This window comes from Shewanella sp. (assembly GCF_041630135.1).
Lineage (GTDB): Bacteria > Pseudomonadota > Gammaproteobacteria > Enterobacterales > Shewanellaceae > Shewanella.
Map to the genome: position 1 here is coordinate 1 of NZ_JBFKLW010000078.1, position 16208 is coordinate 16208.

Sequence of the window (16208 nt, forward strand, 5' to 3'; positions counted from 1 at the left end):
CCAAGGCGAGGACATAATGAATTTGTCTGGTGACAATAGCGCTCTGGTCCCACCTGATCCCATTCCGAACTCAGTAGTGAAACGGAGCAGCGCCGATGGTAGTGTGGGGTCTCCCCATGTGAGAGTAGGTCATTGCCAGACGCCTAATTTGGGCTTAGCCCAAAGGAGCGGTAGTTCAGTTGGTTAGAATACCGGCCTGTCACGCCGGGGGTCGCGGGTTCGAGTCCCGTCCGCTCCGCCAACTTACATGAAGCCTCGTCAGAAATGACGGGGCTTTTTTGTATTTATCGCTCCATAAAGTGCTGCGCACTTTAGGGCTCTACCATCAACTTAAGACGAAAGCCTCTGCAAGCGCTTGCAAATAAGGATTCGAGCTCTTCGTTTCTGATTTCTTTCCATAGTCTCTGAACACTCTCGCTGCCCACCGCCGTGTATCCCTGTTTGTCTGATTTTGCGTTCCGTCATCCGTCTGGCCGGGTTTGAATGTTACACTCGGGCTTTATTGAGATTTGTCGGGATAAGACAGTGGATCAGGAATACAGACTCGAATTGGTGAATTGGCTAACCTCCATGGGGTTGCGTCCGGAGGACTCAGAAGGGCTTTCGATGATTGCGCTACTGGGCGCATCGCTCATCATTGCCGTTATCGCCTATCTGATAGTGCGTCGTGGTGTCGTACGAGCCATGAATCTGGTGATCCAGCGCTCCAGTGTGACCTGGGACGATGTGTTTATGAATCACAAGGTACTGGAAAAGCTCTCCATGCTGGTGCCTGTTATGGTACTGGATCTGCTGTTGCCCATAGTGCTGGCCGAACAGAAGCTGGCGGCGAATCTTGCTGACAGGCTGATCAATGTGGCTCTGGTGGTGTTTCTTATCCGCACGCTTTACTCAGCGCTTGATGCTCTGAATGATATTGCTGACGTCAGTGATATAAGCCGGCGACTACCCATCAAGAGCGTGGTTCAGCTGATAAAACTGTTTCTGTTCTTCGTGGGCGTCATCATTGGCATATCGGTACTCTCCGATCAGTCTCCGGTTATCTTCCTATCCGGTTTGGGTGTGGCGACCGGTTTGGTGATGTTGGTGTTCAAAGACACCATCCTTGGCTTTGTGGCAGGGATTCAGCTTGCAGCTAACCGTATGGTCAGCAAGGGCGATTGGATCCAGATGGATAAGTACGGTGCTGATGGTGCTGTGGAAGAAGTGTCTCTGACCACGGTGAAGGTGCGTAACTGGGACAATACCCTGACCATGATCCCGGCTTATGCGCTGGTGTCCGATGCGTTTCGTAACTGGAGGGGTATGTCCGAGTCTGGCGGCCGTCGTATCAAGCGGGCGCTGAACATAGATATCAACAGCATTCGTTTTCTCACGGAAGAAGACAGGGCGCGGCTGGAGCGGATTAACCTGCTGAAGAAATATTTACCTGAGAAGGTAACTGAAGTGACCGCTGCCAATGCGGATGTGGCCGATATGGACGTCATGGTCAACGGTCGGCGCCTGACCAACGTCGGCACTTTCAGGGCTTATCTTACCGAGTATTTACGCCACCACGATAAAATACATAAGAGCATGACTCTCATGGTGCGCCAGCTTGCGCCCACCACCGAAGGCTTGCCCATCGAACTTTATATCTTTACCAACGATACCCGCTGGGTGGTGTATGAAGGTATTCAGGCCGATATTTTCGACCATATCTTTGCCATCTTGCCGGAGTTCGATTTGAGGGCCTTCCAAAACCCTACGGGCCAGGATATTCGCAGTATTCGTGCTAGTTCTTAATAGCGAGTAAGGTTGCGAGGCTGACAAAGACACCGCCGCTGGTTCTGTCGAACCAGTGAAGGCGGTTGCTGGCACAGAGCTTGGGGGCCAGCATGCTGGCGAGACTTGCGTAAATCATCACAAAACTGAAGTCGACCACCGCCCAGGTGCAGGCCAGAATGGCCAATTGTGGCCCCTGCGGCGCAGTCATATCTATAAACTGCGGAAACAGGGCCGCAAAGAACAGTAAGTCTTTCGGATTGCTTATCCCCACCAGAAACGCCTGCCTGAATAGGTCTAACCCCGTACCCTTGCCTTTTGGTGTTTCCAGCTTGATATCACTTGGGTGAGCTCTGGTGAGCAGCAGTTTTATACCTAAATACAAAAGATAAGCTGCGCCGCACCACTTCAGTACTGTAAAGCCATATTCGGTTGCCGCCAGCAGTGCGCCAAGGCCTGCTGCCGATGCCAACATCAGGCACAGGGCCGCCAGCACACTGCCGAGTGCGGTTGCCAAAGTGCGTTTTTTGCCAAAGTGCATGCCATGGGACATGGACAACATCGCCATGGGGCCGGGAGAAATGGCAATCAGCAGGATGGCTGCGAGATAAAGTAAAAAGGTGTCGGGGCTCATGGGATTGTATACAAAAATCGGATTGGCCGAACTATAGCCAGTTCGGCCTGCTCAGGTAAAGACTAATTGGCTATTTGCTATGGCTGCGCTTATTTTTCGCTGGGCACATAATCGGGAATTGCCTTGGGATAGCGGCCACGAATACCACGGTAGAATGCGATAATGCCGTTCATATCGGCCTGCATATCGTCTGTGGTTGGCGTTGGTGCTGCCAGCACCACTTTACGCTCGGCAAAGTCCAGCCCTACAGTGACTATGGGAACTTTGGCTTTCACGGCTATGTGGTAAAAGCCAGTCTTCCAGCGAGTGACGTTACTGCGGGTGCCTTCCGGCGCTAATGCCAGCTTGAATTCCTTGTCCTGTTCAAACAGGGCGGTTACTGCATCTACCAGATTGTTGTTTTTGCGTCTGTCGACCGGACTGCCACCAATGGCGCGGAAGAACCAGCCCCAGGGGGGAATGAACAGCTGGTGCTTTCCCAAAAAGTGGATGCGCTCACCCAAGGCGCCACGGGCCATTACGCCCACGATAAAGTCCCAATTGCTGGTGTGGGGCGCCACTGTAATGATGTAACTTGGCAGGTCGGGCAGCTCGCCCTCAAAGCGCCAGCCGGTGAGCTTCATCAGCAGGCGACAGAATGCTTTAAACATGAGTCTCGATTTTTGTTGTTGGTTTATTTGAGGATTCTAGCCTTAATCTGCCCGGTTTGCCTCTGTTTCTATTGGGGTTCAATTTGCAGATTAAAGTGCTGGGTTCCCAGGTTGCGACCCTTGCCATCGTAACGTACTTCGGTAAAGCGAATATACCCCTGGTTGTCCTGCAACAGCAGGCTGGTAGAGCGGGTGCCATATTCCTCATGGCGAATATAAATCGATGACAAACGTCTTTCCCACTCAAGGCTCACGCCGGTTTGTGGCAGGAGGGGGTCTTCAGGACGGGACTCGTTCCGCATCATTTCCAGCAGCAGCGCTTCATCCGGCATTCCCGGAGCGCAGACCAGGGCTTCCAGCGCCTGTTGTCCCTTGGCCATCTTGGGCCAGATATCGTCCATGGCGCCGTTGCTGATGGCATGACAGCCGGGGGAGAGCTTATCCAGACTCGCTTTCAGGCTGTTAAAGCAGTAAAAATCTTGCCCGGTACCGAACACCAGATTAAACGGGTTATAACTTGGCGCTTCTTTCTTAAGCCAGGGGATAAAGGCTTCATCGCCTGACAGGTATTTGGGGATAAGCTCGCCGCGACTTAAGCGATTGTCACTGTGGTCGGCTGGGCTACGGATATTGGTGAGTGCGGCGATACTGCCACTGCGATTCAGTCCAAGCCAGGTGCCTCCGGCCAGCAAATCTCTGCCAGCCAGCAGGTTTTGCGCCGGTGGCCAGAAGTGGGCAGGTTCGGTGGGTCTGTGGTGGAATTCATCCCTGTTGGCACAGAGGATAAGTGGATAGTCGGGGTTAACCCCAATCGCCATAAACAGAATGCACATAGCAACGCCGGTTGGTCGGTGATGTACTCAGCCTAACCATAGCCCGGCGTTTTGAACAGTCTGAAATATCAGGACTGATTGGGTTCAGTGATGATGTCCGTGATGTCCGTGATGGCCGTGATCGTGATGATGTGGCTTGGGCAGGCGACCATGCCAGAGCCTGCGCAGAAACTTGCGCGGTCCGAGGCGCAGCAAACTGGCAGCAAACAGCACGGATATCAATGTCAGCGCGGTAATTTCAATCTCGTGGGGCAGATGCCACAGGGTTGCAGCTTCAGGGGCAAGCTTCGCGCCAACCAGCAGCAGGGTCGCCAGCAGTGCCAGAGCGGCAATTCGCAGCTTTATATTCATACCCGTCAGTTGACGAATGCTGAGCCAGGGGGCAGCCAGCAGAGCCAGCAGCACTGCCGGGGCAGACCAGCCACTGTAGGCCAGAGACATCGCCAGTACAGTACCGCCGAGATTACAAAAGCGCATCGGTAACAGTACCACCATCAGCACTGCCAGCTGTAACCAGGGGTTAGACAAAGGTACCGATGGATGGCCAATCAGATTGGCCAGCACCAGACTGAGCAGCACCCAGGGCGCGCTGCGGTCAACCAGATGGCTGAAACCAAAACCCAGTGCATTGCTGCCAGACTGCTTCCCATGGGGATCCACCGGCACAACTTTAGCCTGAGCCAGCAGGGTGCCAATCAAAAAGAGTCCCAGTGCCTGCGCCAGTGCATACACAGGGCCGAGCATCCAAGTCGTCACCACCAAAGCCTCGGGGCCAGCGAGCCGTTGCAGCCAGGCGAGTGCGGGTTTGTCTGTATCCGGGCGTATTCCCAGCTGAAAGCGCAGCGCCGCGACGGCGTAGGCCAGCAGCAGTGCCGGGGCTAATTGCATCAGCCAGTGCAGCAGTTGCTCGCTGCCATGATGATGTTCGTGGGCATGACCACTGTCGGCCACTGCCAGCAGCACCAATAGCAACACTATGCCCAGCAGACTGCCAATGCCAGCCTGATATTCGTGGCTGTTATCATTCGCGTTGGGCTGCCCGTGGGGTTGGTGCAGCACCACATGCAGAATGGAGCCGGTGACAAAGGCTTGCAGGAAAACGGTATTTTCGAGGCTCAGACGCTCAATAATTTGCTCACCGCCGAAGAAGCCAACCGCGGTCAGCAGCATCATGCCCAACAGAATAAGCAGGGTCCAGCGGGCGCCTATCTGAGGTTTGAGCAGCCACCAAATGGCCAGACCGACCGGCAGTCGATGCAGTACAACCCCGAGGGCCAGCAGTGCGGAGCCGTTTTCATGGGTGGCCAGCACCATGGCACCACCATCGGTGATGGTGTGCAGCATCAGGCCGCCAATCCCCAATATCAGGGTGAGGTTGTGGGTTAAATCGGAATAGCGATGGAACAGTTTCTCGCTGGCAGTTGGGCCCCAAAGCCCCAAAAACACAAACAGCAGCGACAGCAAACCGCCATGGGCCAGCAGTTCGGGAAGTATGTGGATCAGCACCAATCCGCCCAGCGAGACGAAAATAAAGCCGTCCAGCCCTTTCTGCAGCCCATTGCCGTTGGCAATCAGGCGATAACACAGAGGGCCCAGAAGAAGGGCGATGCAGCTGGCGAGCAGATAAAACATGGAGTTCCGGTGCGATATGAAAAACGCTGTAGTATACCAGCTGCGAGCTAAATGAGCAGTGCTCTGTCAGCAATTTACAATCTGCGCGATTACAGAATGGACCCAGAGGTCACAAATGTTAAATTTCCCAGTGATGTTTGCAGAAACACAGTACAATAATCAAAGTGTTGGATTTGTTGGATAAGTATTTACCATGGATATCCTTTCTGCTGCAGTGATGCTGTTTTTGATTATGGATCCGCTCGGCAATTTGCCGATTTTTGCTTCCATTCTGCGACATATCGAACCGAAGAAACGCCGCAAGGTGCTGATCCGCGAACTGTTGTTTGCGCTGGTCATCATGCTGATGTTTCTGTTTGCCGGTGAGGCGATACTGAGCTTCCTGAATCTTCGTTCTGAATCTGTGAGTATCGCCGGGGGCATAATCCTGTTTCTGATTGCCATTAAGATGATTTTTCCAACCGAGGGTGGTCTGACAGGGCTGGCGGCTGGGGAGGAACCTTTCATTGTGCCGATGGCAATTCCGCTGATGGCTGGCCCCTCTATTCTGGCTGCGCTTATCCTGCTGGCCCATACTGACAGCAGTCGCATGTTGGACTGGACGATTGCACTGGTGTCTGCCTGGGCGGTAAGTGCCTTTATTTTGATGTTTTATAAGGGCTTTACCCGTATTCTTGGGGAAAAGGGCCTAACCGCAGTCGAACGATTGATGGGCATGGTGCTGGTGATGATTTCGGTGCAAATGTTCCTCGATGGTGTTGCCAACTACCTGAATAAATCAGTGGGTTAAACACCTATCTTCAGTACTTGGCAGGCAGTTTGGCTTGCCAAGCGTCCACCCGGGTGCGAATATCTGGATATTGTATCCAAATTCAAGGTGCCCATGTCTGCCTGTCTTCTGCTTTGTGCTCTGGCCTTCCCCGGAACCAATTTGCTGCCCTACGAAGGGGTGCCCCGTGAGGCGGAGCACCGTGACAATCGCGGTAATCTGTATTTGCCGGCGGCTTACACTGATCTTGGTGCCTGGCACGGCTACCATCAGGCAACTGACGCTGCCCGCGGCCGCTTTCCGGGGCCGATGATTATCGCTGAGGAATACAGCATTCATCTCTCCGAGGCCATTGAAGTCTGGTCGGTGGCTGCCGATGGTATGGCGCAGGCGCCCGAAAAGGCCGCTTTCAGTTCCTACAGCGAGCCATGGGGCCTGTTTCAGCAGCTTGAGTGGCCTGCGGCCAGACTGACGCTGGCGCTTGAGTACCTTGATAGCCGCACCGCCATCGCCACGACGCGCCTCACCAACACCTCCGATAAAAGCATTCAATATCAGCTCAAGCGTGAAGGGGCGCCCTTTGCCGCGCACAAGGTGGGTCCACTGACCCATGCACCTGTGTTGGGCGCAGTTGAGGGCAGCCGCTCGGTGCAATGGCCCATGGTGAGCGTGCGTGATACCTGGAATCTCCTGCTCAGTGATGCCAGTTTTCAGCTGGTGTTTGAAGATAACCCCGATATTTCCGTGACCCAAAATAAGGGTTACACCTCGACCTCATCCATCACGCTGGCGCCCGGAGAAACCAGGCAGCTTCGCACCGCCCACAGGTATTTTCACACCGACAAAGAGCGCACCGGCTGGCAACTTGATTGGGGGCGGGTGGACGCCGAATTGGCGGCGAATCATCAACGCTGGCAGCAGCGCTTTGCCCGGCTCACGCCGGCTGGCGACCCGGCACTGGATACAGTGGCTGCCAAGGCAGTGATGACATTGGCACATAACTGGCGCTCGGCTGCAGGCGCCATCAGGCGCGATGCCATTACGCCGTCTTATTCGTATAAATGGTTCAATGGCGTCTGGGCGTGGGACAGCTGGAAACAGGCGGTGGCGCTGGCACGGTTTGACAGCAGGCTTGCCAAATCCAACGTCGAAACCATGTTTGATTACCAGTTTGGTGCCGACGATCCCATCAGGCCACAGGATGCAGGCAGTCTGCCCGATGCGATTTTTTATAACCCCAGCCCTGACAGAGGCGGCGATGGTGGCAACTGGAATGAACGCAATGGCAAGCCACCTTTGTCGGCGTGGGCCGTTTGGGAAATTAACAATCAGGCTCCAGACAAAGACTTTGTAAAGCGAATGTACCCAAAACTGCGTGCTTACCATCAGTGGTGGTATCGCAACCGCGACAATAACCAAAATGGTTTGGCGGAATATGGCGCCAATGTGCATCCGGCCCATGTGAAAGGCGGCAAGCCCGATCGCGAAGCGATTGTGCAGGCGGCGGCCTGGGAGTCGGGGATGGACAATGCCCCTCGCTTTGATGACAGAACTGGGCTGCAAGTGCTTGAGAACTTGGATGCAAACGGCAACTTGCTTGGCTATTCCCTGAGCCAGGAGAGTGTGGATCTGAACGCCTATCTCTTTGCCGAGAAACACTATTTGGCCAAGCTTGCCGATAGCCAGGGAATGGCAGAAGAAGCCGAGCACTGGCGCGAGCAGGCAAGCGTGCTGGGCGAGCAAATCCGTCAGCTGATGTGGGACGAAGACAGCGGCTTTTTCTACGATATCGACAGCCATTCGGGCAAGCCGTTGCTTCAGGCTGGAAAAGGCATGGAGGGTTGGATCCCTATGTGGGCCGGTGTGGCAAATGAGTATCAGGCCAAGCGTCAAATCGCCACTCAGTTGGGGGAAGATAGCTTTGGCACTTATATTCCGTTTCCAACCGTCAGCAGGGATAACCCCAGCTTTGATGCCAAACGTTACTGGCGTGGCCCGGTGTGGTTGGATCAGCTGTATTTTGCCCTCGAAGCCCTGGACAGATATGGTGAGAAGAACCAGGCTGTTGCCTTGTCCCGAGCGCTGTTTAAGCGGGGGCATGGGATAACTGGTAACGGGCTTATTCACGAAAATTACGATCCTTTGACCGGCGAGCCGTTGCACGCGACCAATTTCAGTTGGTCGGCGTCAGTGTTGTTACTGATACATCAGCGTTGGCTAAGTAAAGATCCGGTAAAAAAGCCTTGATTTGGTATAAATTGCTGAACCACACCTGAACACCTTGCAGATACTCCTGTTGTGCCATTGAGCCGATAAATGACCACTGTTAATGTTCTGTTCCTTGGGTGTTGCGCGTTGTGGGGTTGGTTGTTGGGTGGGGTAAATTGCCTATCTCTGATTACACTGTTACAGATACGCCCAGAGCATTCGCAGTAATTGATGAGCCCTTACCGGTTGAACTGGCTCAAAGGAAGGTAACGATGGTTAAAACATACAGAATACCCACGCTCAGTGCGTTGGGTTTGATGCTGGCGATCTCTGCCGGACAGGGATTGGCTGCGCCTGCAGCCGGAACACCCGCAGACAGCGGTGTGATCAATAAAGAACGTGTTCTTTATTGGCTTATTAAGCGTGGCGATATTGCTGCCGACGCTTCTGAGGCTGAAAAGATAGCCGCTGTCGATGCTTTTATTGGGCGTGCCAGAACAGTATCCCCCGCCATGGCCGAGCAACAGACCCGGGATCAGCAGCAGTTAAGCGATGCCAGGGCTCGCCAAAAAAGCCGCAACATCTATCGGCCTGTAGCTGATGCTGATGTCACCAAAACCGTGAAAGTATTGGGTGTTTTGGTTGATTTTCCTGATTTGCCTTATGATAAAAATGGCTTGGTAGCAGGCGATACAGACATGTATTACTCAAGCTATCCGGCAAGCCATTATCGTGACCTGCTGTTTTCAACCACGGGCTTTAAAGGTCCATCTAATCAGAATTTGATTTCCGGTTATCAGTATTTCCAACAGGCATCCGGCCAGACATTCTTCTTCACCGGAGGCGTCCGTAACTGGGTGCGTGCTGACAATAACGCGGCTTTTTATGGCGGCAATGACCCGGAAAATGATGATAACGACAAAGCGGTACGGGAGCTGGTTCTTGAGGCTGTGACCAAGGCGGTTGCCGGTATGAACTCTGCGGAACTGGCCAGTTACGATGTGGAAGATCCCTACGACCTGGATAGCGATGGTAACCTGGATGAGGCCGATGGCATTATCGACCACATTATGCTGTTCCACTCCAGCATCGGTGAAGAGGCCGGTGGTGGTAAATTGGGCGCAGATGCTATCTGGTCTCACCGATTTTTCCTGGCCAGTGATGCTGACAAACTGGGTAAGGCTGTATCAGGTACCAGTCTGAGAGCCTATGGATACACAGTGCAACCTATTGATGCTGCAGCTGGTGTTTGCACCCATGAATTTGGTCATGATCTGGGATTGCCCGATGAGTACGACTATGACAGCAACGGTGAAGGCTCACCTGTCGGTAGTTGGTCGCTGATGTCCGGTGGTAGCTGGACTGGCACTCTGGCTGGTGCTGAACCGGTTGGCTTCAGTCCTTATGCCCGTTCATATCTGCAAAACGCCTATAAGGGAAAATGGGTAAATGAGCAGCAAATTGACTTGAACAGCCTCAATTCGTCCGGTCAGGAATTTACCCTGGTGGAAGGAACCAATGCCAACGGTGTGAATCAGCTCTCGCTGAAAGTGCCGGCAGCATCGGTTGATTTCCAGGCACCTTATGCAGGCATGTATCAGTACTACTCCAATCAGGGGCATTTATTGAATAATGCCATGTCGTTCAATGTGGAGTTGCCCTCTGCAACCGCAATTACTTTAAAAATGCGTGCCAATTGGGACATTGAAAAAGACTACGATTATATGCAGGTACGGGTCGACGACACGCCTATACCTGGCAACATCACTCAGGCTACCAGCAATTATCCCCACGGTACCCATGTGATCACCGGTAGTTCAAAAGGTGAATGGATAGAGCTGACTTATGACCTCAGCGCTTATGCCGGTATGACCAAACAGATCAGCATTATCTATCGTACCGATGAGTATGAAGGGGGCTTTGGCATCGCCATTGACGATTTGAGCATAGTCTCCTCTGCCGGCACTCATTATACCGATGATGCAGAGACTGATGGCAAAATGACCATGGCTGGTTTTATGCGCATTGGCGATAAACGCCCGGGTAACGACAGACGCTATCTGGTGCAGTTGAGAAGCCACAATGGAATAGATAAAGGGCTTGCCAGTCATAACTATGACCCGGGTGTGGTGCTCTGGTTTGAAAACTTCGACTACAGTGACAACAACACTACCGAGCACCCCGGTGAGGGGCTTATTGGGGTGGTCGATGCGGATCAGAACCTGATTGGCAACTATGGTACAGATGTCCAGATACGCGATGCGGCATTCAGTACCCGTCAGCAAACCGCCTATGCAAGCGACCAGCATTTAAGCCCTGTGAGTCTGTTTGATGATGCCAACGATTACAGTGCACCGCTGAAGCCTCAGGCCGGTATCAAACTGCCTAAGCTGGGTCTGACCATGGAAGTGCTGGAATTGGCCAACGACAATAGCAGTGCACGCGTGCGTTTCAAAAAGCATGATGGCAGCACGCCGGAGCCAACAGCTTTGACTGCCGACATTGGTGTGTCGTTCAGCGGGGCAACTGCATCCTTCAGGAGCAATGCGGCCGGTGGCGATGGCAGCTACACCTATGCCTGGAATTTCGGCGTTGCCAATGCCACTTCTACTGCGGCCAACCCAAGCTACACCTATGGCAGTAGTGGTGAATATACAGTGACCCTGACGGTTACCGATGGAAAGGGTGCCACAGTAACTGATACTCAGAACGTATCGGTGACAGCGCCTCTGGTGGTGAGTTTCAGCCAGAGTATCAGTCAATTAACCGTAACCTTCAGTAACGCAAGCAGCGGTGGTGATGGCAATCTCAGCTATAGCTGGAATTTTGGTGATGGTCAAAGCAGTACTGCTGCAACTCCCAGCCACACTTATGCCTCGGCTGGCAGCTACACTGTCACCCTGACTGTGACCGACGGCAAGGGGGCCAGTGCCACTCAAAGTCGCACTGTTACAGTTAGCGCGCCCAAGCCTGCCAAGAGCAGTGACGGTGGTGGTGCCATGGGATGGCTGGCGTTGCTGGTACTGGGCTTTGCTGGCGTAGCACGCCGGCGTTAATTCGGACTCTTACAAGCTGAACGCCCCATAAGGGGCGTTTTTTTTTACCGAGAGAGTTTATAGAATGGGCTAATCGTAAGTGACATCAGTAGTTGCTTAATTGGTATAGGTTACTTAAGCCTTCAGTTGCGACTGTAGCTGAAGTTATTAATTGCCAAGGATCCGGCTTACTGCGGCAGGCAGAAAGATTTCGCTCACGGTCAGCTCTTCGCCTTCACAGCCAAAGTAGCGCCGACGGCCCCATAATCGACCCTGGACATTTTGTCCCATGCTGGCCGCAAGGCTCGCCAGGGTGCCGCAGGATTGGAACCCGGCCACTTCAATACGCCCCGGAGTAAAGTGGTCGCTTGAGAATAGCAGCTCTCCCAATGGCCGATCGCCGAGGCCAGTGAGCTCATCGCCGCAGCGCGCCAGTAAAGACTCGGGCACCAGGGTGCGGGCAAACACCCAGGGGACGCCATCAAGGATAAGCAAGACTTCACGCACCCAGGCCTGGGGTAACTGGCTTTCGTCGGGGGCGGTTTGCAGCAGGGCTTCACCCAATACTTTGACTTCAAAGTGGCTGCAATGGGACTTGAGTTTAGCGGTCAGACTGCCGGTGGCCAGTAGCCAGTCGGTCAAGGGCGTGGCGGGCAAGGCCTCAATGTCGTCCGGGGCAAACCAGTGGATGGATTCGCCGTAAGGAAAACTGAGACTGGTCACACTCATGGGTTGCTCGCTACAATAGATAAAGTACAACGGCCCAAGTCTATCATGTTGATGTGGCTGTCGATAGTTGGTGACCGGATGCATATACGCTCACAAGGAGTTCAGGTTTTGATGAAACAGATACTGACACTGGCATTAGTAGTGCTGTCACTGGGCATGCCCGCCTGGGGCGAAGAAGAGAAAAAGCTGGAAGAGTATGCCTACTACGGCTTTGAACCTGAAATCGTCACCAACTATATTTCCAATCGCAAAAAGCTCGGCTTTGTGCGGATCAGCGTAGAGTTGATGGTGAAAAATCCGGATGACCTTATCCAGATAGAGCGTCATGATCCGCTGCTGCGGGCCGCCATTATTGAGATCCTCGGTAACCAGCCGGAAGAAAAGGTGAAATCCCTTACCGGCCGCGAAGAAATTCGCCGTGAATGCTATGATGCCGTCAATCGTCTGATTGAAGCCGAAACCGGTAAGGCATTGATAGTGAATATGCTGTTTACCAGATACCTTTACGACTGATTGCTGCAAGCGGCGCCATCAGGCGCCGTTTTTTCCGTCTATGAAACCCAAACAAACCCAAGGCAAGGGGCTGCACCCCGATAACGCCCACCGAGATGGTTACGATTTTACTGCGCTGGTGGCAAGCTTTCCGCCGCTGAAGGCCTTTGTGCGCCCCAATGCCTACGGTAATCCCTCCATCGACTTTGCCCTTCCTGAGGCTGTGAAGGCGCTAAACTGCGCATTGCTCAAGCACTACTACGGCATTCAGGGCTGGGATATTCCCAAGGGCTTTTTGTGTCCACCCATACCGGGACGGGTGGATTATCTGCATCATCTCGAAGATTTGCTGGCACAAACCCCGGCGGCTGAAGGCTTGCCAGTGCTCGATATAGGCACAGGCGCCAACGGCATTTATGCCCTGCTGGCGGTCAGTCGATTCGGCCGCGAGCTGGTGGCTACCGACATCGCCAAGGCGTCGCTGGCCAATGTGGCCAGGGTGCTTAGCGCCAATCCGCCGCTCAACGCGCGGGTGAGTTTGCGACATCAGACCAACCCCAAACGTATCTTTGCCGGTGTAGTGACGGATGAAGAGCGTTTTGCCGCCTGTGTCTGCAATCCACCTTTTCATGCCAGCGCCGACGATGCGGCTGCGGGCAGTCGTAAAAAGCTGGATGGCCTGGCAAAGAGCCGCTCCAAGGCGGCCAGTAAGAGTTCGGCCAGTAAAGCGCCAGCGCTGAATTTTGGTGGTCAGGATGCCGAGCTGTGGTGTGATGGCGGCGAGCGGCGCTTTTTATTCAACATGATTGAAGAGAGCGCAAGGCGGCCGCAGTTGTGCCTCTGGTTTACATCTTTGGTGTCCAAAGGGGAGAATGTGCGCCCCTGCAAGCGCCTGCTGGCAAAGCTGGGTGCCGCCGAAGTGAAGGTAATTGAGATGCACCAGGGGATGAAGATTACCCGGGTGCTGGCCTGGCGTTTCGACTGAAGCGCCAAAAGCAGGGGCTATTGCCCCTGTGACCACAGCAGCTGGCCGGCGCCGCTTAAATCGTAACCGCCCAGCATGGCGGCCACCTGGCGGGTATCCGGGGCGGCCAGCATCCCCAGCAGTTGTTGCAGTTGGCGTCTGAAATAAATGCCCTGAGACATCACAAAGTCGAACGACTCGGTCAGCAGCGGCACAAAGGCAAGGCCGCTCTCTCTGGCTACCGCCTGACACCCAAAGCCAATATCCGCATCGCCTCTGGCAATGTAGCCGGCCAACTCGCGCTCACTGAAGGCGGTGAAACGTACATCCAGATCACCGATACTGCTGCCCTGAGACACCAGCCAGTGCTCCAGATGTTGCTGACTGCCGGCGCCGCTTTGGCGCCTGACCCAGCGCAGCGGCTGGGCGACTATTTCACTTTGCTCCTGCACCCTGTGATGCAGGTCGGGGCGGACAATCAGCCCCTGCTGGCGCTTGTAGCCGTGCACTAAAATCCATTGCTGGTGGTGTTGGTAGCCCTTCAATAAGCCGGTATGGCGGATATTGCGCTCATCAAAGCTACCCCAATGCAGGGTGCAGACATCGGCATAGCCCTTGGCCAGCAGTTCAAGCCCCAGGCGGGAGCCCGTGGCGCTGTAGCTCACCAGCTCGCGGCTGCCGATTTTACCCATCAATCTGGCAACCAGCATTGACAGCAGAGGGTCGTCACTGCCGGTGATGATCAGTCTATCTGTGAGCATACCGCTGTGGCAGGAATCCATGACCCAGCGATCAATAAGCACTTTAGGAAACAACCATTTTCCCGTAACTTTAGTGGCGGGCAAAATGCGGTCGTTGGCCATGGCGTAAACTTTCTTCTCATTGAGATCCAGATACTCGGCCACCTGTTTGGCGCTCATGTACACCAGTTGTGCTTCGTCGGTCATCGTCCTTGTTATCCCTTCGCCATATCGAATTGAATATTATCGGCGCCGTTGTACACCAAAAAGTGTCGCCCTTTGGCGCGGGCAATCATGGTGATGCCAAGCTGCTGAGCAAGCTCGAGCCCCATCTGGGTCACGCCGCTGCGGGACAGCAGCACCGGAATGCCCATCTTGGCCACCTTGATCACCATCTCAGAGGTGAGCCGGCCTGTGGTGTAGAAAATTTTGTCGCCACCGGTTTCGCCCTTGAGCCACATCTCGCCTGCAAGTGTATCTACGGCATTGTGGCGGCCTACGTCTTCGACGAATGAGCGGATTTGCTCACCTTCGCACAGACCGCAGCCGTGCACAGCACCAGCGTTTTTGTAGGTCTCGTTGTAGTCGTTGATATTTCGCAGCAGCCCATAAAGGGTGCTTTGTTTGAGGCTGGGCACCGGCAGGCTTATCTCATCCAGCCCTGCCATCAGATCGCCATAAACCGTACCCTGGCCGCAGCCTGTGGTGACGGTTTTTTCAGACAGCTTCTTGTCCAGATCTTCAATGACTTCTTTGGTGATAAGTGCCGCGGAGTTCACCTCCCAGTCGACAATAACAGATTCAAGCAGGCTCAAGTCTTTAATAAAGCCCTGATTTTTCATGTATCCCAGCGCCAGCGCTTCGGGGCGGGCGCCCAGCGTCATCAGGGTTACTATGGGGCGCCAGTTCAGATACAAGGTCAGCGGCCGTTCGCAGGCAATCTGCTTATCGAGCACGGCGCCGGTTTCATCCACGGCGGTCACCCCTATGGTCAATGGGGCTTCGGCAGCGGTTTTGATAAAGCGGGTGTGGTTTTTTTCAGCCGTCATGGCAAACCTCGTTGGAGAACCTGACAAGGTCTTAGCAAGTATCGTACCCGGCTCTAAAGTGTGATCCCGACCGGGGCTTTTCCGCGCTTTTTGAGTGTCTGATGGGCGTTCTGTCCCACTCTGAAAAGTGGGTGGGACAAATTGTCCTACAAACAACAGGGTTTTGATGATCCAGTTCAAACTTCTCAGCCCCAGCGGCTGGCACCCTTCTTGCAGTCAGGGGGAAGACTTGGCTGGGGCACTAGTGCATCCGGTCGCAATCCCGAGAGGATGAAAGAAGATGCAACACACCCAAAGCGTTTGGCCCATGTATGTGTCGCTCAGGAAAGTACAAAAGCAGGTAGGGCGCTGGGCGGCCACCAGTTGGGAGTTGGATCAGGTTGTACCGGCCAGCCAGGGCCCGATTGAAGGCGCAACTCAGGTACTGCTTGAGCTGTATCTGGATGAGCGCGCCAGCTATCGACTGAATCTGGATATGAACAACCCCATGCTCTATATCGTTTGCGACGAGCTGGAGGATGGGACCTGGGTACCCATGAGTATCAGTGCCGATCAGTGCGTTGCCGCCGGATGCCTGGAAGGTGATACCCCGGTACTCAATATGGCCATGCCGGAAGCTGTGGCCTGTTGGATTGAGGCCTTTATCACCCGCCATGGTGAGGTGGAAATCAGCGCTCATCGCCGCAAGCATGTGAATCGCCGCAAGGAG

The 16208-nt window shown here is 54.1% G+C and carries 14 protein-coding genes, 1 tRNA gene and 1 rRNA gene; 9 read left to right on the forward strand and 7 right to left on the reverse strand.

Annotated features, from left to right (window positions below):
* Nucleotides 1-25: 25 nt before the first annotated feature.
* The 3 genes from rrf (at nt 26) to ABYK60_RS16600 (ending at nt 1785) form a co-directional block, all read left to right on the forward strand.
* Nucleotides 26-141: ribosomal RNA gene (rrf, locus tag ABYK60_RS16590) — 5S ribosomal RNA — on the forward strand.
* Nucleotides 142-164: 23 nt separating this feature from the next.
* Nucleotides 165-241: transfer RNA gene (locus ABYK60_RS16595), tRNA-Asp, on the forward strand.
* A gap of 329 nt (nt 242-570) precedes the next feature.
* Nucleotides 571-1785, forward strand: a complete 1215-nt coding sequence (locus ABYK60_RS16600) for a mechanosensitive ion channel family protein (RefSeq protein ID WP_372873132.1) — start codon at nt 571-573, stop codon at nt 1783-1785.
* Here ABYK60_RS16600 and ABYK60_RS16605 read toward each other — a convergent pair.
* The 4 genes from ABYK60_RS16605 to ABYK60_RS16620 form a co-directional block, all read right to left on the reverse strand.
* A complete protein-coding gene (locus ABYK60_RS16605; RefSeq protein WP_372873120.1) occupies nt 1775-2398 on the reverse strand; it encodes a LysE family translocator in 624 nt (207 codons plus the stop codon). The genes ABYK60_RS16600 and ABYK60_RS16605 overlap by 11 nt on opposite strands.
* 89 nt (nt 2399-2487) lie before the next feature.
* Nucleotides 2488-3048: a lysophospholipid acyltransferase family protein gene (locus ABYK60_RS16610; RefSeq protein ID WP_372873121.1), complete on the reverse strand. Its 561-nt coding sequence runs from the start codon at nt 3046-3048 to the stop codon at nt 2488-2490.
* A gap of 68 nt (nt 3049-3116) precedes the next feature.
* Entirely contained in the window at nt 3117-3881 is a 765-nt protein-coding gene (locus tag ABYK60_RS16615; RefSeq protein WP_372873122.1) for an NRDE family protein, read from the reverse strand.
* 84 nt (nt 3882-3965) lie between these two features.
* The gene (locus tag ABYK60_RS16620; RefSeq protein ID WP_372873123.1) at nt 3966-5513 is read right to left on the reverse strand and encodes a metal transporter; all 1548 of its coding nucleotides are present in this window, start codon (nt 5511-5513) and stop codon (nt 3966-3968) included.
* A 193-nt stretch (nt 5514-5706) separates the two neighbouring features.
* Here ABYK60_RS16620 and ABYK60_RS16625 point away from each other — a divergent pair, with 193 nt between their 5' ends.
* From ABYK60_RS16625 to ABYK60_RS16635, 3 genes are all read left to right on the forward strand, one after another.
* On the forward strand, nt 5707-6303 hold the full coding sequence (locus ABYK60_RS16625; protein ID WP_372873124.1) for a YhgN family NAAT transporter: 597 nt from the start codon (nt 5707-5709) through the stop codon (nt 6301-6303).
* Between the two features lie 93 nt (nt 6304-6396).
* A complete protein-coding gene (locus ABYK60_RS16630; protein ID WP_372873125.1) occupies nt 6397-8529 on the forward strand; it encodes a trehalase family glycosidase in 2133 nt (710 codons plus the stop codon).
* Between the two features lie 233 nt (nt 8530-8762).
* The gene (locus ABYK60_RS16635) at nt 8763-11546 is read left to right on the forward strand and encodes an immune inhibitor A domain-containing protein (RefSeq protein WP_372873126.1); all 2784 of its coding nucleotides are present in this window, start codon (nt 8763-8765) and stop codon (nt 11544-11546) included.
* Nucleotides 11547-11693: 147 nt separating this feature from the next.
* Here ABYK60_RS16635 and ABYK60_RS16640 read toward each other — a convergent pair whose 3' ends face one another.
* Nucleotides 11694-12254, reverse strand: coding sequence for a chorismate lyase (locus ABYK60_RS16640; RefSeq protein WP_372873127.1), 561 nt, complete (start codon nt 12252-12254; stop codon nt 11694-11696).
* A 156-nt stretch (nt 12255-12410) separates the two neighbouring features.
* Here ABYK60_RS16640 and ABYK60_RS16645 point away from each other — a divergent pair, with 156 nt between their 5' ends.
* Entirely contained in the window at nt 12411-12767 is a 357-nt protein-coding gene (locus tag ABYK60_RS16645) for a flagellar basal body-associated protein FliL (protein WP_372873133.1), read from the forward strand.
* Nucleotides 12768-12807: 40 nt separating this feature from the next.
* Nucleotides 12808-13731, forward strand: coding sequence for a 23S rRNA (adenine(1618)-N(6))-methyltransferase RlmF (gene rlmF / locus ABYK60_RS16650; protein ID WP_372873128.1), 924 nt, complete (start codon nt 12808-12810; stop codon nt 13729-13731).
* 17 nt (nt 13732-13748) lie between these two features.
* On the opposite strand, the gene ABYK60_RS16655 is transcribed toward rlmF, so the two are convergent.
* On the reverse strand, nt 13749-14657 hold the full coding sequence (locus ABYK60_RS16655; protein ID WP_372873129.1) for a substrate-binding domain-containing protein: 909 nt from the start codon (nt 14655-14657) through the stop codon (nt 13749-13751).
* A gap of 8 nt (nt 14658-14665) precedes the next feature.
* Nucleotides 14666-15499: a formate dehydrogenase accessory sulfurtransferase FdhD gene (locus tag ABYK60_RS16660; RefSeq protein ID WP_372873130.1), complete on the reverse strand. Its 834-nt coding sequence runs from the start codon at nt 15497-15499 to the stop codon at nt 14666-14668.
* Between the two features lie 280 nt (nt 15500-15779).
* Between ABYK60_RS16660 and ABYK60_RS16665 the strand changes: the two genes are divergently transcribed.
* Nucleotides 15780-16208, forward strand: a 429-nt coding sequence (locus ABYK60_RS16665) for a DUF3305 domain-containing protein (protein ID WP_372873131.1), incomplete at its 3' end; no start/stop codon positions are given.